General features: G+C 67.5%; 18 protein-coding genes and 1 tRNA gene. 16 read left to right on the forward strand and 3 right to left on the reverse strand.

The annotated features are described in order from the left end of the window. Window positions 1-23 precede the first annotated feature (23 nt). The 9 genes from der to ACK4ZD_RS01285 all read left to right on the forward strand — a co-directional run bounded on the left by der (window position 24) and on the right by ACK4ZD_RS01285 (window position 8,691). Window positions 24-1,373, forward strand: a complete 1,350-nt coding sequence (gene der / locus ACK4ZD_RS01245; RefSeq protein ID WP_409657613.1) for a ribosome biogenesis GTPase Der — start codon at window positions 24-26, stop codon at window positions 1,371-1,373. Between the two features lie 68 nt (window positions 1,374-1,441). Next, complete coding sequence (gene hfq, locus ACK4ZD_RS01250) at window positions 1,442-1,684, forward strand: RNA chaperone Hfq (protein ID WP_409657616.1); 243 nt, start codon at window positions 1,442-1,444, stop codon at window positions 1,682-1,684. 63 nt (window positions 1,685-1,747) lie between these two features. Further along, on the forward strand, window positions 1,748-2,959 hold the full coding sequence (hflX, locus tag ACK4ZD_RS01255; RefSeq protein WP_409657800.1) for a GTPase HflX: 1,212 nt from the start codon (window positions 1,748-1,750) through the stop codon (window positions 2,957-2,959). A 2-nt stretch (window positions 2,960-2,961) separates the two neighbouring features. After that, window positions 2,962-4,347, forward strand: a complete 1,386-nt coding sequence (hflK, locus tag ACK4ZD_RS01260; RefSeq protein ID WP_409657619.1) for an FtsH protease activity modulator HflK — start codon at window positions 2,962-2,964, stop codon at window positions 4,345-4,347. A gap of 27 nt (window positions 4,348-4,374) precedes the next feature. Next, on the forward strand, window positions 4,375-5,268 hold the full coding sequence (gene hflC, locus ACK4ZD_RS01265) for a protease modulator HflC (RefSeq protein WP_409657622.1): 894 nt from the start codon (window positions 4,375-4,377) through the stop codon (window positions 5,266-5,268). A 4-nt stretch (window positions 5,269-5,272) separates the two neighbouring features. Further along, window positions 5,273-5,458 carry a DUF2065 domain-containing protein gene (locus tag ACK4ZD_RS01270; protein WP_409657625.1) on the forward strand — a complete coding sequence of 62 codons (186 nt, stop codon included), beginning with the start codon at window positions 5,273-5,275 and terminating at the stop codon, window positions 5,456-5,458. 95 nt (window positions 5,459-5,553) lie between these two features. After that, window positions 5,554-6,717, forward strand: a complete 1,164-nt coding sequence (locus ACK4ZD_RS01275) for an ATP phosphoribosyltransferase regulatory subunit (RefSeq protein ID WP_409657628.1) — start codon at window positions 5,554-5,556, stop codon at window positions 6,715-6,717. Between the two features lie 49 nt (window positions 6,718-6,766). Then, on the forward strand, window positions 6,767-8,098 hold the full coding sequence (locus ACK4ZD_RS01280) for an adenylosuccinate synthase (protein WP_409657631.1): 1,332 nt from the start codon (window positions 6,767-6,769) through the stop codon (window positions 8,096-8,098). A gap of 71 nt (window positions 8,099-8,169) precedes the next feature. Then, window positions 8,170-8,691, forward strand: a complete 522-nt coding sequence (locus ACK4ZD_RS01285; protein WP_409657634.1) for a phosphoribosyltransferase — start codon at window positions 8,170-8,172, stop codon at window positions 8,689-8,691. Window positions 8,692-8,859: 168 nt separating this feature from the next. On the opposite strand, the gene ACK4ZD_RS01290 is transcribed toward ACK4ZD_RS01285, so the two are convergent. Then, window positions 8,860-8,944, reverse strand: a tRNA-Leu gene (locus ACK4ZD_RS01290). A gap of 111 nt (window positions 8,945-9,055) precedes the next feature. On the opposite strand from ACK4ZD_RS01290, the gene rnr reads away from it, so the two are divergent. Further along, window positions 9,056-11,257 (forward strand): ribonuclease R, encoded by a 2,202-nt coding sequence (gene rnr, locus ACK4ZD_RS01295; RefSeq protein ID WP_409657637.1) that lies wholly within the window; start codon window positions 9,056-9,058, stop codon window positions 11,255-11,257. Between the two features lie 31 nt (window positions 11,258-11,288). On the opposite strand, the gene ACK4ZD_RS01300 is transcribed toward rnr, so the two are convergent. Both ACK4ZD_RS01300 and ACK4ZD_RS01305 read right to left on the reverse strand, forming a co-directional pair. Beyond that, the gene (locus tag ACK4ZD_RS01300) at window positions 11,289-12,809 is read right to left on the reverse strand and encodes an NAD(P)H-hydrate dehydratase (RefSeq protein WP_409657640.1); all 1,521 of its coding nucleotides are present in this window, start codon (window positions 12,807-12,809) and stop codon (window positions 11,289-11,291) included. A 90-nt stretch (window positions 12,810-12,899) separates the two neighbouring features. Next, on the reverse strand, window positions 12,900-14,267 hold the full coding sequence (locus ACK4ZD_RS01305; protein ID WP_409657643.1) for an amidase: 1,368 nt from the start codon (window positions 14,265-14,267) through the stop codon (window positions 12,900-12,902). Window positions 14,268-14,466: 199 nt separating this feature from the next. Between ACK4ZD_RS01305 and rpsB the strand changes: the two genes are divergently transcribed. From rpsB to ACK4ZD_RS01335, 6 genes are all read left to right on the forward strand, one after another. Beyond that, window positions 14,467-15,210 carry a 30S ribosomal protein S2 gene (gene rpsB / locus ACK4ZD_RS01310; protein ID WP_409657646.1) on the forward strand — a complete coding sequence of 248 codons (744 nt, stop codon included), beginning with the start codon at window positions 14,467-14,469 and terminating at the stop codon, window positions 15,208-15,210. 115 nt (window positions 15,211-15,325) lie between these two features. Next, the gene (gene tsf / locus ACK4ZD_RS01315; protein ID WP_409657649.1) at window positions 15,326-16,222 is read left to right on the forward strand and encodes a translation elongation factor Ts; all 897 of its coding nucleotides are present in this window, start codon (window positions 15,326-15,328) and stop codon (window positions 16,220-16,222) included. Window positions 16,223-16,282: 60 nt separating this feature from the next. Beyond that, entirely contained in the window at window positions 16,283-16,993 is a 711-nt protein-coding gene (pyrH, locus tag ACK4ZD_RS01320; RefSeq protein ID WP_409657652.1) for a UMP kinase, read from the forward strand. Window positions 16,994-17,007: 14 nt separating this feature from the next. Continuing rightward, on the forward strand, window positions 17,008-17,568 hold the full coding sequence (gene frr / locus ACK4ZD_RS01325) for a ribosome recycling factor (RefSeq protein ID WP_409657655.1): 561 nt from the start codon (window positions 17,008-17,010) through the stop codon (window positions 17,566-17,568). 58 nt (window positions 17,569-17,626) lie between these two features. Then, complete coding sequence (gene uppS / locus ACK4ZD_RS01330) at window positions 17,627-18,337, forward strand: polyprenyl diphosphate synthase (protein ID WP_409657803.1); 711 nt, start codon at window positions 17,627-17,629, stop codon at window positions 18,335-18,337. 2 nt (window positions 18,338-18,339) lie between these two features. Further along, window positions 18,340-19,176, forward strand: coding sequence for a phosphatidate cytidylyltransferase (locus ACK4ZD_RS01335; RefSeq protein ID WP_409657658.1), 837 nt, complete (start codon window positions 18,340-18,342; stop codon window positions 19,174-19,176).

Consider the following 19,176-nt stretch of genomic DNA (forward strand, 5'->3'; position numbering starts at 1 on the left):
ACCGCTGCGCGAGGGATCTCGTCGTGAAACCCGTGATCGCCCTGGTCGGGCGGCCCAACGTGGGCAAGTCCACGCTGTTCAACCGCCTGACGAAGTCGCGCGATGCCATCGTCGCCGACTTCGCCGGCCTGACCCGCGATCGCCACTACGGCGATGGCAAGCTCGGCGGACGGGACTACATCGTCATCGACACCGGCGGCTTCGAGCCCGATGCCGAGAGCGGTATCGTGCGCGAGATGGCCAAGCAGACCCGCCAGGCCGTGGCCGAGGCCGATGCCATCGTCTTCGTCGTCGACGTGCGAGCCGGCCTGTCAGCCCAGGACCACGACATCGCCCGCTACCTGCGCACCACCGGCAAGCCCGTGGTGCTGGCGGCGAACAAGGCCGAAGGCATGCAGGACGGCCCCCAGCTGGCCGAGTTCTTCGAGCTCGGACTGGGCGAACCGAGGCCGGTCTCCGCCGCGCACGGCCAAGGCATCCGCAGCCTGGTCGATGCGGTGTTCGATCACCTGCCGCCGCAGCCCGAGGACGATGAGGAGGCCCAGGCGCAGGAGCCGGAGGACCGCGTCATCCGTCTGGCGGTTGCGGGCCGGCCCAATGTGGGCAAATCCACGCTGATCAACACCTGGCTGGGCGAGGAGCGCCTGGTGGCCTTCGACCTGCCCGGCACGACGCGCGATGCCATCCGCGTCCCGCTGGAGCGCGACGGCCGCCGCTTCGAGATCATCGACACCGCCGGTCTGCGCCGCAAGGGGAGGGTGTTCGAGGCGATCGAGAAGTTCTCGGTGGTCAAGACCCTGCAAGCGATTTCGGAGGCCCACGTGGTGGTGCTCCTGCTCGACGCCACCCAGGGGGTGAGCGACCAGGATGCGCACATCGCCGGCTACGTCCTCGACAGCGGCCGCTCGGTGGTGATCGCGATCAATAAATGGGACGCGGTCGACGACTACCAACGCCAAATGCTCGAGCGCTCCATCGAGCAGCGGCTGGCCTTCCTGCGCTTTGCCCCACGGGTGCACATCTCTGCTCTGCGACGGCAGGGGCTGGGGCCGTTGTGGAAGGCGATCGCCCAGGCCCATGAATCGGCCTTCAAGAAGATGAGCACCCCGGTGCTGACCCGGCTGGTGCACGAGGCCGTGCAGCACCAGGCTCCCAAGCGATCCGGGATGTTCCGCCCGAAGCTGCGTTACGCGCACCAGGGGGGCATGAATCCGCCGGTGGTCGTCGTGCACGGCAATTCGCTCGAACACGTCACCGATGCCTACAAGCGCTACCTCGAAGGGCGCATCCGGGATCATTTCAAACTCGTGGGCACCCCCCTGAGGGTGGAAATGCGCTCGTCCCGCAACCCCTTCTCAGACAAGGATTCCTGACTACTCCCCGGAATGCGCACGGTGGTGTGTTAACGTGCGTCCTCCATATATCCAACACGGAGAATATCGTGAGCAACAAAGGGCAACTCCTCCAAGACCCGTTTCTGAACCTGCTTCGTAAAGAGCACGTGCCGGTCTCGATCTACCTGGTCAACGGCATCAAGCTGCAGGGCCATATTGAGTCTTTTGATCAATATGTGGTGCTCTTGCGCAACACCGTCACCCAGATGGTCTACAAGCACGCCATCTCGACGGTCGTGCCCGGTCGTGCGGTGAATTTCCATCCCAACGAGCAGACCGAATCCCACTGATGCGCGAAAGTCCGCCCGGCCTGGCCGGGCGGTGTTCGCCACCCGCCTGAGGTGACACAGACCTTGAATGCCCCGGCCTCGGATGTGCCCCAGCCCACCATCCTGGTGGGGGTGGACCTTGGCCCTGGCTCCTCGTTCGATCCGACCCTGGACGAGCTCGCCTTGCTGGCCGAGTCGGCCGGCGACGCCCCCGTGGCGCGGCTGACGGCGCGGCGCAAGGCCCCAGATGCCGCGCTGTTCGTTGGGCAGGGCAAGGCCGAGGAGATCAAGGCCCTGGTCAGCCAGCACGGGGCCGCTGGCGTGCTGTTCGATCAGGCTTTGTCCCCGGCTCAGCAGCGCAATCTCGAGCGCTTCCTCGGGGTGCCTGTGGCCGACCGCACGATGCTCATTCTGGAGATCTTCGCTCAGCGCGCGCGCAGCCACGAAGGCAAACTGCAGGTCGAACTGGCCCGGCTGCAATACCTCTCCACCCGCCTGGTGCGCCGCTGGAGTCACCTGGAGCGCCAGCGCGGCGGGGTTGGCCACCGGGGAGGGCCGGGCGAGACCCAGATCGAGCTCGACCGGCGCATGATCGGCCAGCGCATCAAGTCGCTCAAGGCCCAGCTCGACCGCGTCAAGCGCCAGCGCCAAACGCAGCGCCGCTCACGCGAGCGCAGCGGCACCTTCAAGGTCTCGCTGGTGGGGTACACCAACGCCGGCAAATCCACGCTGTTCAACGCGCTGGTCAAGGCGCGCGCCTATGCGGCCGATCAGCTCTTCGCCACGCTGGACACCACCACGCGCCAGCTTTACCTGGCCGATGCCGGCTGCGCGGTCAGCCTGTCCGACACGGTGGGCTTCATCCGCGACTTGCCTCATGGCCTGGTTGAAGCCTTCCAAGCCACGCTCCAGGAAGCGGCCGATGCCGATCTCCTGCTGCACGTCGTGGATGCGGCCAGTCCCGTCTGGCGCGAGCAGGTCGACGAGGTGCAGCGCGTGCTGGGTGAGATCGGGGCGGCGGAACTCCCTCAGATCCTGGTCTTCAACAAGCTGGACCGGCTGGAGGCCAACCAGCGTCCCCGGGAGATGGCCGATCGTTTCGAACTGGCGCCTCACCGCTCGGTGCCGCGCGTGTTCGTCAGCGCGGCCACCGGGGAGGGGCTGGACATCCTGCGCCGCGCCGTGGCCGAGTCGGCCCTTGGGGCGCAGCTGTCCATGTCGCCGGCCGCCGACTCTTCCACCGAACCCGGAGCGGTCCCGCCGGACGCTCCCCGAAACACCGTCCTTGTTGCATGAGCATGAACATTCGCTCTTTTCCCGAATCCTCTGCCGCGCGGGCCGGCGTCGTCCAGCGCCTGTCCGGTGTGGGGCTGGCGCTGTTCAGGGCCCTGCTGGCGACCGTGATACGCCCGCTGCGCGGGCTGTTCAATCTGAATGATCCGCGCTGGGGACGTCACCTCGATCCCCAGGGCAACGAGCCCACGCGCAACCAGGGGTCGGGTGGGGGAGGGGGGGGGCGCAACGATGGCCCCCCCGATCTCGACGAGCTCTGGCGCGACTTCAACCGCAAGCTCAGCGGACTGTTCGGCGGTCGGCCGGGAGGGCCGCAGCGGCCCAATGGCAACGGCTCGGGCGGCGGCTTTCAGCCGCCGGACATGAAAGGGGCGGGCATCGGTGCGGGCTTGATCGTCGGCGTGGTGGCGCTGATCTGGTTGGGCAGTGGTTTCTTCATCGTCCAGGAAGGTCAGCAGGCCGTGGTCATGACCTTTGGCCGCTATAGCCACACCGCCGAGGCCGGCTTCAAGTGGCGCCTGCCCTATCCCTTCCAGTCCCACGAGACCGTTCCGGTCACGCAGCTTCGCTCCGTGGACGTGGGCAGCATGTCGGTCGTCCAGGCCACCGGCCTTCGCGATTCGTCCATGCTGACTCAGGACGAGAACATCGTGGACATCCGCTTCACCGTGCAATACCGCCTCAAAGACGTCAAGGACTACTTGTTCGAAAACCGCCGGCCCGATGACGCCGTGGTCCAGGCGGCCGAGTCGGCCGTGCGTGAGATCGTTGGCCGCAGTGCGATGGATGCCGTGCTGTACGAGCAGCGTGACGCGATTGCGGCCGAGCTCGTCAAGTCGGTGCAGGCTCAGCTCGACCGGCTGCGCGCCGGCATCGTGATCTCCAATGTGAACATCCAGAGCGTGCAGGCGCCTGAACAGGTGCAGGCAGCCTTCGATGACGCGCTCAAGGCCAGCGCCGACCGCGAGCGCCTGAAGAACGAGGGTCAGGCCTATGCCAACGACGTGATCCCCCGCGCCCAAGGCACGGCGGCCCGCCTGCGGGAAGAGGCTGAGGCCTATCGTGCCCGCGTCATCGCGCAGGCCGAGGGTGATGCCGACCGCTTCCGCAGCGTGCTGGCCGAATACCAGAAAGCGCCGGCCGTCACACGCGACCGCCTCTATATCGAGACCATGCAGCAGATCTACAGCAACGTCAGTAAGATCATGGTCGACACACGCAATAACAGCCTGCTGTACCTGCCGCTGGACAAGCTCATGCAGGCCGGGGCGGCACCGGCACCGGCTCAGGCGGCCCCGTCGGCGGAGACTCAGACTCAGCAGCCGCTGCCCCTGTCTAGTGACAACCGCCTGCGCGACCCCCAGCGCAGCCGAGAGCGCGACGCGCGCTGACCGCCGAGCCGAGACCACGAGGATCCCATGAATCGCATCGGAATGATCGTCTCGACCCTGTTGCTGGCCGTCGTCCTGGCTGGGTCGATGCTGTTCGTCGTCGACCAGCGCCAATTCGCCGCGGTGTATGCCCTGGGTGAGATCAAGGAAGTCATCAGCGAGCCCGGCCTGAAGTTCAAGCTGCCGCCGCCCTTCCAGAACGTCGTTTTCCTGGACAAGCGCATCCAGTCCCTCGACAGCCCGGAATCTCGCCCGATCTTCACCGCGGAGAAACAGAGCCTGGTGATCGACTGGTTGGTCAAATGGCGCATCACCGATCCGCGCCAATTCATCCGCAACAACAACGGTGCAGACGTGCGCAACGCTGAGGTGCGTCTGGCCCCCATCGTGCAGGCCGCGTTCAATGAGGAGGTCACGCGGCGCACCGTGCGGGCGGTGCTCGCGACCGAACGCGACCGCGTGATGCAAGCCGTGCAGGCCCGCCTGAAGGAAGACGCCAAGAGCTTCGGCATCGAGATCGTCGACGTGCGGATCAAGCGTGTGGACTTCTCTGCCAGCATCACCGATGCCGTGTACCGTCGCATGGAGTCCGAGCGCCGCCGCGTGGCCAACGAGCGCCGCTCCACCGGTGCCGCCGAGGGCGAGAGCATCCGGGCCGATGCCGACCGCCAGCGCGAGATCATTGTCGCCGAGGCCTACCGTGAGGCCCAGAAAATCAAGGGTCAGGGCGATGCCCAGGCTTCGGCCATCTATGCCGCTGCCTTCGGGCGCGACCCGCAGTTCGCGCAGTTCTACCGCAGCCTGGAGGCGTACCGCCAGAGCTTCCGCAGCAAGTCCGACGTGATGGTCATCGACCCCAACGGCGATTTCTTCCGTGCCATGCAGGGCAGCGGCACGGGAACCACCCCGGGCCGCCGCTGAACGCATGGGGGAGGTGATCCTCGTCGCGCTGGCGCTGGTGCTGGTCTTCGAGGGCCTGCTGCCGTTCGTCAGTCCGGGCACCTGGCGCCGGGTGTTCGAGCAGGCCCTGCGACTCACCGACGGCCAGCTGCGTTTCCTGGGCTTGCTCAGTGTCGGGGCGGGCTTGTTGCTGCTCGTCCTGACGGGTTGATCCGGCAGTCGACAGCCAAAGGCTGCGCATCGCGTCGCAGGCCACGGTCGGCGACGCCGGTACAATCGCGTTTTCAATCCCCTGGCGCTTTCCCCATGTCTTCTGCTTGGCTGCTGCCCGAGCACATTGCCGATGTCTTGCCCTCGCAGGCGCGGCGCATCGAGGAGTTGCGGCGGGTCTTGCTCGACGCTGCGCGTTGCTGCGGCTACGAGCTGGTCATGCCCCCCCTGCTCGAACACCTCGAATCCCTGCTCACCGGTGCAGGCGGCGAGTTGGACCTGCGCACCTTCAAGCTCGTGGACCAGCTCAGCGGCCGCACGCTGGGCATACGGGCCGACGCCACGCCGCAGGTCGCCCGCATCGATGCCCACCTGCTCAACCGCGAGGGCGTGACGCGCCTGTGCTACTGCGCTCCGGTGCTGCACACCCGTCCAGCCGGCCTGCGCTCCACTCGCGAGCCGCTGCAGTTTGGCGCCGAAATTTACGGTCATGCGGGCCTGGAGGCCGACCTCGAGGTGCAGGAACTGGCGCTGACCGCGCTGCAACGCGTGGGCGTGCAGGGCCTGACGCTGGACCTCGCCGACGCCCGCGTCGTGCGCGCGCTGCTGGCCGGCGTGCCGGTGGATGCCGCGATGCTGGAGGAGGTCTACCGCAGCCTGGCCGCCAAGGACACGGCCACGCTGCTGCAGCTCACGGCCGGTTTCCCGGCGGAGTCCCGCGAGGGGCTGTTGGCGCTGACGCAACTCTACGGCGGGCTGGAGATCCTGGCCGAGGCCCGTCGCCGCCTGCCGCAGCGCGGGGCCATCATGGCAGCACTCGACGATTTAGTCTGGCTGACCGACCATCTCGCCCGGGCCTTCCCCGACGTGGCCCTGGGCCTGGACCTGGCCGACCTGAGCGGTTATGCGTACTACAGCGGGGCGCGCTTTGCGATCTACGCCGCCGGCCACCCCGACGCCTTGGTGCGAGGAGGACGCTACGACGAGGTCGGAGCGGTCTTCGGTCGCAACCGTCCGGCCGTGGGCTTCAGCACCGACCTCAAGGAAGTGGTGGCCCTGGCGCGCGTGGAGGGCACACGGGCGGCCGTGCGCGCGCCCTGGGGAGAGCAGGCCAGCCTGCGCGAGGCAGTGCGGCGCCTGCGCGAGCAAGGCGAGATCGTCGTGTGCGTGCTGCCTGGGCACGAGCACGAGGTGCAGGAATTCGAATGCGATCGCGAACTCGTGGCCGAGGGCGAGCGCTGGGTCGTCCGCCCGCTGTGAACGCAGTGGTGGGCGCCGACAGACATCTTTTCGATTGGGACCGTTTGACATGACTGAGCACACCCGGGGCCGCAACGTCGTTGTGGTCGGAACGCAGTGGGGCGACGAAGGCAAGGGCAAGGTGGTGGACTGGCTCACCGACCATGCCAGTGCCGTGGTGCGCTTCCAGGGCGGGCACAACGCCGGCCATACCCTGGTCATCAAGGGCAAGAAGACGGCCCTGCAACTCATTCCCTCGGGCATCATGCGCGAGGGCGTGGCCTGCTACATCGGCAACGGCGTGGTGGTCGACCCGACCCATCTGCTCTCCGAGATCGAACGCCTGGAGTCGGCCGGCCTGGAGGTGCGCTCGCGCCTGTACATCAGCGAGTCCTGCCCGCTGATCCTGCCTTTCCATGTGGAGGTGGACCGTGCCCGCGAGGCTTTGCGCGAGTCCAGCGGCGCCGGCAAGATCGGCACCACCGGCAAAGGCATCGGCCCGGCCTATGAGGACAAGGTGGCGCGCCGGGCGTTGCGCGTGCAGGATCTCAAGCATCCCGAGCGCTTCGCGGTCAAGCTGCGCGAACTGCTGGATCTGCACAACTTCGTGCTGCAGGGCTACCTCAAGTCCAGTGTACTGGCCTTCGAGCCCATCTTCGAGCATGCGATGAAGGTGGCCGAGCAGCTCAAGCCCATGATGGCCGATGTGGGGGTGCGCATCCACCAGACCAATCTGCAGGGCGGTCATGTCCTCTTCGAGGGCGCCCAGGGCACGTTGCTGGACATCGACCACGGCACCTATCCCTACGTGACCTCGAGCAACTGCGTGGCCGGCAACGCCGCTGCGGGCTCGGGCGTGGGGCCGGACAAGCTGCATTACATTTTGGGCATCACGAAGGCCTACACCACCCGCGTGGGTTCGGGCCCGTTCCCCACCGAACTGCCCATCGACGAGCCGGGCACGGTGGGCCATCACCTGTCCACCGTGGGTCAGGAGCGTGGCACCGTCACCGGCCGGGCCCGGCGCTGCGGCTGGCTGGATGCGGCCGCGCTCAAGCGCTCGGTCTTGATCAACGGCATTTCGGGTCTGTGCATCACCAAGCTCGACGTGCTCGACGGCCTGGACGAGATCAAAATCTGCGTTGGCTATGAACTCGACGGCCGGCGCATCGACATCTTGCCGCTGGATGCCGACGACATCGTCCACTGCCGGCCTCTGTATGAGACCTTGCCGGGGTGGAAGGACAGTACCGCCGGCATCACGGAGTGGGACCGCCTGCCGGCCAACGCACGGGCCTACCTCGAGCGCATGCAGGCTTGCATCGGCGCGCCCATCGACATGGTGTCCACCGGACCGGACCGGGAGCACACCATCTTGCTGCGCCACCCATACAAAGCCTGACCCCGCAGGTTGGCCCCAATCAAGATACCCACCCGCATGACCGATACGACAAGCAAGCGCAAGGAGCCTGCATGCTGACCGACGACGGCAAACACCTCTACGTGTCCTGGGACGAATACCACATGCTCATCGAGCGCTTGGCACTGAAGGTGCACAACTCGGGCTGGGCCTTCGACCAGATCCTGTGCCTGGCGCGAGGCGGAATGCGGCCTGGCGATGTGCTCTCGCGTGTCTTCGACAAGCCGTTGGCCATCATGTCCACCAGTTCGTACCGCGCCGAAGGCGGTACCATCCAGGGGCGGCTGGACATGGCCAAGTACATCACGATGCCCAAGGGCGAGTTGGCCGGCCGAGTGCTGCTGGTCGACGATCTGGCCGATTCCGGCGTGACCCTCAAGGCCGTGGTCGAACGACTGCGTGGCATGCCGGCCATCAGCGAGCTGCGCTCGGCGGTCATCTGGGTCAAGGGCGTGTCCAGTTACATGCCGGACTATCATGTGGAACTGCTGCCCACGAGCCCGTGGATCCACCAGCCTTTCGAGGAGTACGACACGCTGCGCCCCGAAGGTCTGGCGAAGAAGTACCAGGTTTGAGCGCGTCCCCTCCCTCGATCCACCCGGACCCAGGCGTCGCGGGCCGGTGGCCGCAAGGCGGCCGCTGGCCCGTTTGCCTTGGGGCCTCAAAGGGGGTGGCACACTCCCCAGTGCGCTGCGCGCGGGAAAAGAAAAAGCCCCGCATCATGGATGCGAGGCTTGTGTATTTGGTGCCCAGGAGAGGACTCGAACCTCCACGGTGTTACCCGCTAGTACCTGAAACTAGTGCGTCTACCAATTCCGCCACCTGGGCTCATGCTCTCAACTCACGTCGCGCTTTGATTGAATGAAGCGCTGGTGTGTCAGAACAGACGGAGATTCTATCATCAATAATTCAAACACTGCAAGCCCCGCCGCGACCGCGATGTTGCTCAGCGAAGTCGAGGGAACCGTCATCGGCCACCGCGACGGCCATGGCTTCGTGCGCCGTGACGACGGCCAGGCCGATATCTATCTCTCGCCGCAGGAGATGCGCGCCGTGCTGCACCGTGACCGCGTGCGCGTGCGCGTCGTGCGGCACGATCGCAAGGGCCGACCCGAAGGGCGCGTGCTCGAGATCATCGAGCGCAAGAAATCCCCCATCATCGGCCGTCTGCTGCACGAAGGAGGGGTGTGGCTGGTCGCGCCGGAGGACAAGCGCTATGGCCAGGACATCCTGATCCCGAAGAACGCCATCGCCAAAGCCCAGCCGGGGCAGGTGGTGGCGGTGGAACTGACCGAGCCGCCCTCGATGTACTCGCAGCCCGTGGGCCGCGTCACCGAGGTGCTCGGCGAGATCGACGATCCGGGCATGGAGATCGAGATCGCCGTGCGCAAGTACGAGGTGCCGCACCAGTTCTCGCCCGAGACACTGGCCCAGACGGCCAAGCTGCCCGACAAGATCCGCGCGGCCGACCGCAAGCACCGCATCGACCTGACCGATGTGCCGCTGGTGACCATCGATGGCGAGGATGCGCGTGACTTCGACGATGCCGTCTACTGCGAGCCCGCCCGCGTGGGCCGCGGCAAGGGCTGGCGCCTGGTGGTGGCGATCGCCGACGTCAGTCACTACGTCAGGCCCGGCGAGCCGCTGGATGCCGATGCCTACGAACGTGCCACCTCGGTCTATTTCCCCCGCCGCGTCATCCCGATGCTGCCGGAGAAGCTGTCCAACGGGCTGTGCTCGCTCAACCCGGATGAGGACCGGCTGGCGATGGTGTGCGACATGCTCATCAATGCCAAGGGCGAGATCCATGCCTACCAGTTCTTCCCGGCGGTGATCTGCTCGCATGCGCGGCTCACCTACACCGAGGTGGCGGCCATCCTGGCCAACACGCGCGGCCCCGAGGCGATGCGCCGGCAGGCCCTGGTGCCGCACCTGCTGCATCTGCACGAGGTCTACCGCGCGCTGCTGCGCGAGCGCACCGAGCGTGGCGCGGTGGACTTCGAAACGGTGGAGACGCAGATCGTGTGCGACGACAACGGCCGCATCGAGAAGATCGTGCCGCGTGTGCGCACCGAGGCCCACCGGCTCATCGAGGAGGCGATGCTGGCCGCCAACGTTTGCTCGGCCGACTTCATCGCGCGGGCCAACCACGCAGCGCTGTACCGTGTGCACGAGGGCCCCACGCCGGAGAAGCGCGCGATCCTGCAGAACTACCTGCGCGCGCTAGGCTTGGGGCTGACCATCGGCGACGATCCGCATCCTCGGGAGTTCCAGGCCATCGCCCAGGCCACGAAAGACCGGCCCGATGCGGCGCAAATCCACTCGATGCTGCTGCGCTCGATGCAGCAGGCCATCTATACCCCGGTGAACTCGGGGCACTTTGGATTGGCCTATGAGGCCTACACGCATTTCACGAGCCCGATCCGGCGCTATCCCGACTTGCTCGTGCACCGGGTGATCAAGGCCTTGCTGCAGGGGCAGCGCTACCGCCTGGGTGGACTGCTCGAGGAGCCAACGCCGGCCCGGCGGGGAGCACAGCGCAAGATCCCGGCGGTCGAGATGGCGCAATGGGAGGCCGCGGGCATCCATTGCAGCGCTTGCGAGCGTCGCGCCGACGAGGCTTCGCGCGACGTCGAGGCCTGGCTGAAGTGCCGTTTCATGCGTGACCACCTCGGCGAGGAATACAGCGGCACGGTCAGCGCGGTCACGAGTTTTGGTCTGTTCGTGCAACTCGATGCGCTCTATGTCGAAGGTCTGGTGCACATCACCGAGCTGGGCGGGGAGTACTACCGCTTCGACGAAGTGCGCCAGGAACTGCGCGGCGAGCGTACTGGGGTGCGCTACACGGTTGGGGCCCGCGTGCGAGTGCAGGTCATTCGGGTGGACCTGGACGGGCGCAAGATCGACTTTCGCATGGTGCACGAAACCGGCGATGAGCGCGCCGGCCCCCGTGCGGGCAAGACCGGGGGGGCGAGCCGACAGGTGCGGCTGGCCGAAGTCGAAGCGGCCGATCGCCAGGCCAAGTCCCGGGCCCGTGCGGCCAAGACCGGCGCGACCGCCAACCCTCGCGGCGCACGCGCCGGGGCGAAAAAGGCAGCCGCCAAGTCCCTCAAGCCGCGCGGCTCCCGGCGCGGCCGGTAGTCCGGCTCACCGCGGCAGCCTGCGTCGCTAGCTAGCCTTGCAAGGCCTCGACGAGCGCGCTGGCGCGCAGCGCACCGCGGTGTCCCTGAGTCACCCAACGGTCGGCTGCTGCGCCGTGCTCGTGGGCCGCCAGGGTGGCGGCGTCCCAGGCGTCCAACCCCTGGGCCCACAGGCCGGCAAGCCAGCCGGCCAGTACATCGCCGGTGCCGGCCGTGGCCAAGGCGGCGTTGCCGCTGCGGTTGATCCACGGGGCGCGCGAGGCCTGAGCAATCACGGTGCCGGATCCCTTGAGCACCACGGTGCAGCCCAGGCGCGCCGCCAAGGCCTGGGCGGCGGCCAGGCGGTCGACCTGCACCTCATGGGCCGATGCCACACCGAGCAGTCGAGCGGCTTCCAGCGGATGGGGGGTCAGCACCGTGGTCTGTCCGCGGGCCGGCCGGCGTTGCAGCTGAAGCTGCAGACCGGCGTCGGCGGCCACCGCATTGAGGGCATCGGCGTCGAGTACCAGACGGGGAGCCCGTCCGATCCACCACGGCAGTATGGCGGCAACGGCCGTTCCTGCGCCGCAGCCGCACACCACCGTCAGCGTGTCGGTGGGCAGCTGGGCGGCAGTCTCGGCCCGCCGCCCCATCAGCTCGGGATGGGTGGGGTCCAACAGGGGCGCCTGCGGGTCCAGCGGCTGGACATAGACCCTGCCTGCGCCCGCCGCCAGCGCTGCCTGCGCGGCCAACCACAGCGCGCCGGTCATGCCCGCTGCGCCGCCGATGGCCAGCACCTCGCCGAAGCTGCCCTTGTGCTGTGCGTGGCGCCGTGCGGGTCGCTGCCAGTTGCGGCTGCCGAGCCAAGCGTCTGCCGGCCCCTCGGGGGGCACCCCCAGGTCGTCGAACCACACCCGTCCCGCCAGGTCTCGTCCTTCGGCGGTAAACAGGCCCGGTTTGAGTGTCAACAGGCTCAGGGTGTGGTCGGCACGCACTGCGTCATCGGGGCCAGTGCCCAGGCAGCGGCCGGTGTCGGCGTCCAAGCCGGTGGGCAGGTCCACCGACAGCACTGGGCCGCGGTGCTGGCGCAGGGCCTGCACGGCCTGGGCGATCGGGCCTTGCGGGGCGCGGCGGCTGCCCAGCCCGAGCAAGGCGTCGATGGCCACACAGCCGGCCGGCAGGTCGGTCGGGGCCGCCAGGGCAGGCCCCGCGACCAGGGGCACCCCAGCTTGCCGGGCCTGTTCGAAGGCCCAGGCGGCGTCGGCTGGCAGGTGCTGGGGATCGGCCCAGAGGTGGACCTGCACGGCCCATCCGGCAGCCTTCAGATGGACGGCGGCTTGGAGACCGTCGCCGCCGTTGTTGCCCGGGCCTGCGGCGATCCACGCCGACGGTGCATGGGGCGCGATGGCCATGGCCAGGCGCGCCACCGAGCGGCCCGCGCGGGCCATCAGAGTGTGGGCCGGCAGGCGTGCTTGCGCGGCCGCCTCGATCTCGCGGCTGGTGGCGGCGCGGTACAGAGGCCAAGCCTGGTCACAGGACAGGACCGGCTGCGGGGCTGGCAGTGAGAAGGACAAGGTACGACGCAGAAGTGTGGAGACTGGCACGATATCGCGCCTGGGCCGACCTGCAAAGCTGGTCCATACCGACACCGACCGGCCGCCGGCTCAGGCGGGACGGCTTGCATGCTCAGGCCACAGCGTGGCTTCCACCGCCAGCGCCAGACTCAGCAGCGTGTCGTCGTGGCCGGCCGCAGCCCACAGCATCAACCCGACCGGCCAGTCGCCTGCGGGCGGGCAGGGTAACGACAGGGCACAGCCGTCCAGGAAGTTCACCACCGAAGGGTTGCGCAGCAGCAAGGCATTGACGCGGAAGAAAGCCTCGTCGTCCGCGGCGATCTGGGCGATTGGCGGAGCCACGCATGGCACGGTGGGAGAGAGCAGGGCGTCGAAGCCGGCGATGCGGGCCTGCACGCGTTCGATCCACTGGGCGCGTGCGCGCTGCAGGTCCAGATAGTCGGCCGCTCGCATGTCCTGGCCGCTGCGGATGCGGCGGGCCACGCGGGGATCGTACTGTGCTTCGTGCGCCTCGATCAGCGTGCGGTGCCAAGCCCAGCTCTCGGCGGCGGGAAAGTTGCAGCGCGTTTGCAGGACCGGCAGTTCGCTCAGCTCCGGCAGGTCGAACTCTTCGATCGGGTAGCCCGCCGCGCTCAGTCTGGACAGTGCGGCTTCGAACCGACGCGCCACCAGGGGCTCCAGCGCCTCGAGCATCAGTGTGCTCGGCACCCCCAGGCGCCAGCGCCCCGGCGGACGGGGGAGCCGCCGGACCGTGCGGTCGGCCAGAATTTCGTGCAGCAGCACCGCGTCGCGCACCGAACGGGTGATGGCACATGCCGTGTCGAGAGTGGTCGACAGTGGCAGGCAGCCGTCCAGGGGGACCAGCCGCGCCGTGCATTTGAAACCCACCAGCCCTTGCAGCGCCGCAGGGATGCGGATGGAGCCGCCGGTGTCCGACCCCAGGGCGGCCCAGGCGGCGCCGGCGGCTACCGAGACGGCCGCCCCCGACGAAGAGCCGCCGGGGATGCGGGGGGTGGCTGGGTCGAGTGCGGCTGTGGCCGGATTGGCTGGGGTGGGATGGTGCGGGTTCCAGCCCACTCCTGAGTAGGCGAACTCCGTCATGTGGGTGTGTCCGATGAGCGCCGCCCCAGCGCGACGCAAGCGGGCCACGGCGGCGGCGTCGCAGGTCGCGGGAGCTTGCTCGGCGAGCACTCGCGAGCCCGCGGTGGTGGGGTGGCCCGCCACGTCGAACAAATCTTTGATGCTCACCGGCAGCCCAGCCAGCGGCCCTGAGGGTGCGCCGGCGGCCCGGGCCTGGTCCGCAGCCCAGGCTGCCGCCCTGGCCTGGGCCTCGAAAAGGCGAAGGAACGCCGAGCGCGCCGGCCCATGGGCAGCTGTCAGCGCCGACTCGACCAGCTCGACGGCACGGCACCGGCCTTCATGCAGTTGTGAGCGCAGGGTAAAGAGGTCTTCGAACATGGCCCGTGGTGCTATACTCTTTAGGTTTACCTGCCACCAAGTGGCCAAGGCATGAAGGGCCAAGGCGTGCGGCGGCAGGGGACGAAAAACGCGAATCCGGCCATCGAACGGCCTCGAGAGATGCAAAAAGGTGTCGCCAGGGCGTGAGTCGCCCAGCGATTGGCGCCGGATTCTAGACCCAACCTTTTGGAGTGCTCACATGCCCGTCACCATGCGTGAAATGCTGGAAGCCGGCGTCCATTTCGGACACCAGACCCGCTTCTGGAACCCCAAGATGGCCCCGTACATCTTTGGCCATCGCAACAAGATCCACATCATCAACCTCGAGAAGACGCTGCCGATGTTCGAGGAGGCGATGAAGTTCATCCGCCAACTCAGCAGCCGTCGCGGGACCATTCTCATGGTGGGCACCAAGCGCCAGGCTCGTGAGATCGTCGCCCAGGAAGCCCAGCGTGCTGGCATGCCCTACGTCGACCAGCGTTGGCTGGGCGGCATGCTCACCAACTTCAAGACCGTCAAGGCTTCGCTGAAAAAGCTCAAGGACATGCAGGCCCAGGTCGAGGCCGGCCTGGACCAGCTCAGCAAGAAGGAAGCCTTGCTGTTCCAGCGCGAGTTGGCCAAGCTCGAGAAGGACATCGGCGGCATCCAGGACATGACCGCGCTGCCCGATGCGCTGTTCGTCATCGATGTGGGCTACCACAAGATCGCCGTGGCCGAGGCCAAGAAGCTGGGCATCCCGGTGATCGGCGTGGTCGACACCAACCACTCGCCGGCCGAGATCGACTATGTGATTCCCGGCAACGATGACTCCGCCAAGGCGGTGGCCCTGTATGCCCGCGCCGTGGCCGATGCCGTGCTCGAAGGCCGCGCCAATGCCGTGAGCGAGGTGGTCCAGGCCACCGCCGGCGAAGACGAGTTCGTGGAAGTCGACGAGACGGCTTGAGGCCCGCCCACGCACTCGTCCGGGGGCTGATTCAGCCCCTTTTTTTCAACGCGAAACGTACCCGACCCCGGCCGCGCAGCGTGATGTGCGCGGCCTGCGACACAGGAGAGCAAAGATGCCCGCAATTACCGCAAGCATGGTGGCCGAACTGCGTGCCAAGACCGACGCGCCGATGATGGAATGCAAGAAGGCGCTGACCGAGGCCGATGGCGACATGGTCCGCGCGGAGGAGATCCTGCGCGTCAAGCTCGGCAACAAGGCCGGCAAGGCCGCCTCGCGCGTGACCGCCGAGGGTGTGGTGGCCGCCTCGATCAATGGCTCCACCGGTGCGCTGGTGGAAGTCAACTGCGAGACGGACTTCGTGTCCAAGAACGACGCCTTCTTGGCCTTCGCCAAGGCCGTGGCCGGGTTGGTGGTCGAGCACGCCCCGGCCGACGTCGCAGCCCTGTCGGCGCTGCCGCTGTCGATGGAAGGCTTTGGACCGACCGTCGAGGACGTGCGCAAGGGTCTGATCGGCAAGATCGGCGAGAACATGTCGATCCGCCGCTTCAAGCGCTACGCAGGGGGTGGCAAGCTGGCCCACTACCTGCACGGCACCCGCATCGGCGTGATCGTCGAGTTCGACGGGGATGACGTGGCTGCCAAGGACGTGGCCATGCACGTGGCGGCGATGAAGCCGGCCGCCCTGTCGGCTGCCGAGGTGAGCGCCGAACTGGTGGACAAGGAGCGCAAGATCGCTGCCGAGAAGGCCGCCGAGAGCGGCAAGCCGGCCGACATCGTCGCCAAGATGGTCGAGGGTTCGGTGCAAAAGTTCCTCAAGGAGGTCTCGCTGCTCGACCAAGTGTTCGTCAAAGCCGCCGATGGCAAGCAGACCGTGGGCCAGTATCTCAAGGGCGCCGGTACCACCGTCAAGGGCTTCACCCTGTATGTCGTGGGTGAGGGCATCGAGAAGAAGCAGGACGACTTCGCCGCCGAGGTGGCTGCCCAGGTCGCCGCCGCCAAGGGCCAGTGAGTCCCGCCGTCCGCCGAACCGATACACTTTCCACGCGCTGCCCACGATCGGAGGATCTGCATGCCGACCTACAAACGCGTCCTGCTCAAGCTCTCGGGTGAAGCCCTGATGGGCGACGATGCGTACGGCATCAACCGCGCCACCATCGTGCGCATCGTGCGCGAGATCCAGGAGGTCACCGCCCTGGGCTGTGAGGTGGCCGTGGTGATCGGCGGCGGCAACATCTTCCGTGGCGTGGCCGGCGGCTCGGTCGGCATGGACCGGGCCACAGCGGACTACATGGGCATGCTGGCCACGGTGATGAATGCCCTGGCCCTGGCCGACACGATGCGCCAGGAGGGCATGACCGCCCGTGTGATGTCGGCCATCGGCATCGAGCAAATCGTCGAGCCCTACGTCCGCCCCAAGGCCCTGCAGTACCTCGAGGAGGGCAAGCTGGTGGTCTTTGCCGCCGGCACGGGCAATCCCTTCTTCACCACCGACACCGCTGCCGCGCTGCGCGGCGCGGAGATCGGTGCGCAGATCATGCTCAAGGCCACCAAGGTCGATGGGGTGTACACCGCCGACCCGAAGAAGGATCCCGAAGCCACGCGCTATACCAGCATCAGCTTCGACGAAGCCATCGTGAAGAACCTGCAGGTGCTGGACGCCACAGCCTTTGCGCTGTGCCGCGACCAGAAGCTGCCGATCAAGGTGTTCAGCATCTTCAAGCCCGGCGCGCTCAAGCGGGTGGTGCTGGGCGAGGACGAGGGCACTCTGGTCCATGTTTGAGGAGCACGTTTTCCATGAGCATCGCTGACATCAAGAAGACTGCCGAGCAGAAGATGGCCAAGTCGGTCGAGGCCTTCAAGCACGAGCTCGCGAAGATCCGCACCGGCCGAGCCCATCCGGGCCTGCTCGATCAGGTGCACGTCGAGTACTACGGCTCGATGGTGCCCATCAGCCAGGTGGCCAACGTCACGCTGCTGGACGCCCGCACGATCAGCGTGCAGCCCTGGGAAAAGGGCATGGGCCCCAAGATCGAGAAGGCCATCCGCGAGTCCGACCTCGGCCTGAACCCCGCGGCGCAGGGCGATCTGCTGCGCGTGCCGATGCCCCCGCTCACCGAGGAGCGCCGCAAGGAGCTGACCAAGGTCGTGCGTCATGCCGGCGAGGAGGCCAAGGTGGCCGTGCGCAACTTGCGCCGCGACGCCAACGAGCATGCCAAGAAGCTGCTCAAAGACAAACAGATCACTGAGGACGAGGAGCGCCGCTCCCAGGACGAGATCCAGAAGCTCACCGATCGCACCGTGGCCGAGATCGACAAGCTGATCGCAGCCAAGGAAGCCGAGATCATGGCCGTCTGAGGGCCCGCTTGATCGCGCGCGCTCGCTTGACCTTCGCCTGTCCGGAGCCACGACCATGATGCCGCGCCACGTGGCGATCATCATGGATGGCAATGGGCGCTGGGCCAGCCGCAGGCTGATGCCCCGCAGCATGGGTCACAAGGCCGGTGTCGATGCCCTGGTGCGCACGGTCGAGGCCTGCGCGCGCCGCGGCATTCCCTACCTGACGGTTTTCGCCTTCTCGTCCGAGAACTGGCAGCGCCCCCAGGAGGAGGTCAGTGGCCTGATGTCGTTGGTGCTCAGCACCGTGGGGCATCACCTCGGTGAGCTGGCCCGCAAGGGGGTGAGGGTGCGCATCGTCGGCGACCGCACGGCGGTGTCGGACAAGGTCAATGAGGCGTGGACGCGAGCCGAGCAGGCCACCCAGCACAATCAGGGCCTCACACTGACGGTGGCGTTCAACTACGGCGGGCGCTGGGACGTGGTGCAGGCCTGCCGCCGCGCGCTGGCTGCAGGGGTGCGCCCGGAAGACCTGGACGAGGCGGCCGTCGCGCGCCATCTATCGCTGTCCTATGCCCCGGACCCGGACCTGCTGATTCGCACCGGCGGGGAGATGCGCATCAGCAATTTCCTGCTGTGGCAGTCGGCCTACACCGAGCTGCACTTCACAGACTGCCTCTGGCCCGATTTCAACGAAGTGGAACTCGACCGCGCGCTGCAGTCCTACGCGCGGCGGGACCGGCGTTTCGGCCGTGTGTCCGAGGCTGGCAGCGCCGTTCGCGAGGCCTGATCATGCTCAAGCAACGTGTGATCACGGCCGTCGTGCTGCTGCTGCTGGCCCTGCCCGCGCTGCTGGCCTCCCATCCCGGTCCGTTCGCGCTGTTCAGCGCCGTGCTGCTGGCCGCTGCTGGCTGGGAATGGTCACGCCTGAACCTGCCGTCGACGAAGGGGGCTTACGCCACCGGCGGCCTGATGGCCCTGGGGTGTGCGGCGCTGTGGTGGGCCGGATGGCCTGTCTCGGGCCTGGCGCCGCTGTGGTGGCTGGCCTTGACGCTGTGGGTGCTGGGCGGTGCCTGGGTGCTCAAGGGGGGGGTGCCGGGCTGGTCGACCGCGCCGGCCGGCCTGCGCTGGCTGCTGGGCGTGTTATTGCTGTGGCTGGCCTGGCTGGCACTCAACCAGTCCAAGGCGGCGGGAGTCAACCATCTGCTGTCGATCCTGTGTCTGGTGTGGGTGGCCGACGTCGCCGCCTACTTCGGCGGGCGGGCCTTCGGCCGGCGTAAACTGGCTCCGGCGATCAGCCCGGGCAAGAGCTGGGAGGGCGTGTGGAGCGGGGTGGCCGCCGTGCTCGTACTGGCGGGCGCCTGGATCGTCTTCGACCGCAGCGGCCTGGCCGACGGCCCCAGCCTTTACACGTCGCTGCAGACGCGATGGGGCCTGACCGGCCTGGTGATGGTGTGTGTGTTCCTGACGGCCATGAGTGTGGTGGGGGATCTGTTCGAGTCCCTGGTCAAGCGCGCGGCGGGCGTCAAGGACAGCAGCCGCTTGCTGCCGGGCCATGGTGGCGTGCTCGACCGCATCGACGCCTTGCTGCCCGTCTTTCCGATCGCGATGGCCCTGGGGAGCCTGTGA

The sequence above is a fragment of the Caldimonas sp. genome, from assembly GCF_046291045.1.
Lineage (GTDB): Bacteria > Pseudomonadota > Gammaproteobacteria > Burkholderiales > Burkholderiaceae_C > Caldimonas.

Excerpts from the sequence above, each read along its gene's own strand:
- tsf (WP_409657649.1), top strand. The coding sequence starts at position 15,326 with ATGCCCGCAATTACCGCAAGCATGGTGGCCGAACTGCGTGCCAAGACC.
- pyrH (WP_409657652.1), top strand. The coding sequence starts at position 16,283 with ATGCCGACCTACAAACGCGTCCTGCTCAAGCTCTCGGGTGAAGCCCTG.
- ACK4ZD_RS01305 (WP_409657643.1), bottom strand. The coding sequence starts at position 14,267 with ATGTTCGAAGACCTCTTTACCCTGCGCTCACAACTGCATGAAGGCCGG.
- ACK4ZD_RS01270 (WP_409657625.1), top strand. The coding sequence starts at position 5,273 with ATGGGGGAGGTGATCCTCGTCGCGCTGGCGCTGGTGCTGGTCTTCGAG.
- hflC (WP_409657622.1), top strand. The coding sequence starts at position 4,375 with ATGAATCGCATCGGAATGATCGTCTCGACCCTGTTGCTGGCCGTCGTC.
- ACK4ZD_RS01285 (WP_409657634.1), top strand. The coding sequence starts at position 8,170 with ATGCTGACCGACGACGGCAAACACCTCTACGTGTCCTGGGACGAATAC.
- ACK4ZD_RS01280 (WP_409657631.1), top strand. The coding sequence starts at position 6,767 with ATGACTGAGCACACCCGGGGCCGCAACGTCGTTGTGGTCGGAACGCAG.
- frr (WP_409657655.1), top strand. The coding sequence starts at position 17,008 with ATGAGCATCGCTGACATCAAGAAGACTGCCGAGCAGAAGATGGCCAAG.
- ACK4ZD_RS01335 (WP_409657658.1), top strand. The coding sequence starts at position 18,340 with ATGCTCAAGCAACGTGTGATCACGGCCGTCGTGCTGCTGCTGCTGGCC.
- ACK4ZD_RS01275 (WP_409657628.1), top strand. The coding sequence starts at position 5,554 with ATGTCTTCTGCTTGGCTGCTGCCCGAGCACATTGCCGATGTCTTGCCC.
- rnr (WP_409657637.1), top strand. The coding sequence starts at position 9,056 with ATGTTGCTCAGCGAAGTCGAGGGAACCGTCATCGGCCACCGCGACGGC.
- hflK (WP_409657619.1), top strand. The coding sequence starts at position 2,962 with ATGAACATTCGCTCTTTTCCCGAATCCTCTGCCGCGCGGGCCGGCGTC.
- uppS (WP_409657803.1), top strand. The coding sequence starts at position 17,627 with ATGCCGCGCCACGTGGCGATCATCATGGATGGCAATGGGCGCTGGGCC.
- rpsB (WP_409657646.1), top strand. The coding sequence starts at position 14,467 with ATGCCCGTCACCATGCGTGAAATGCTGGAAGCCGGCGTCCATTTCGGA.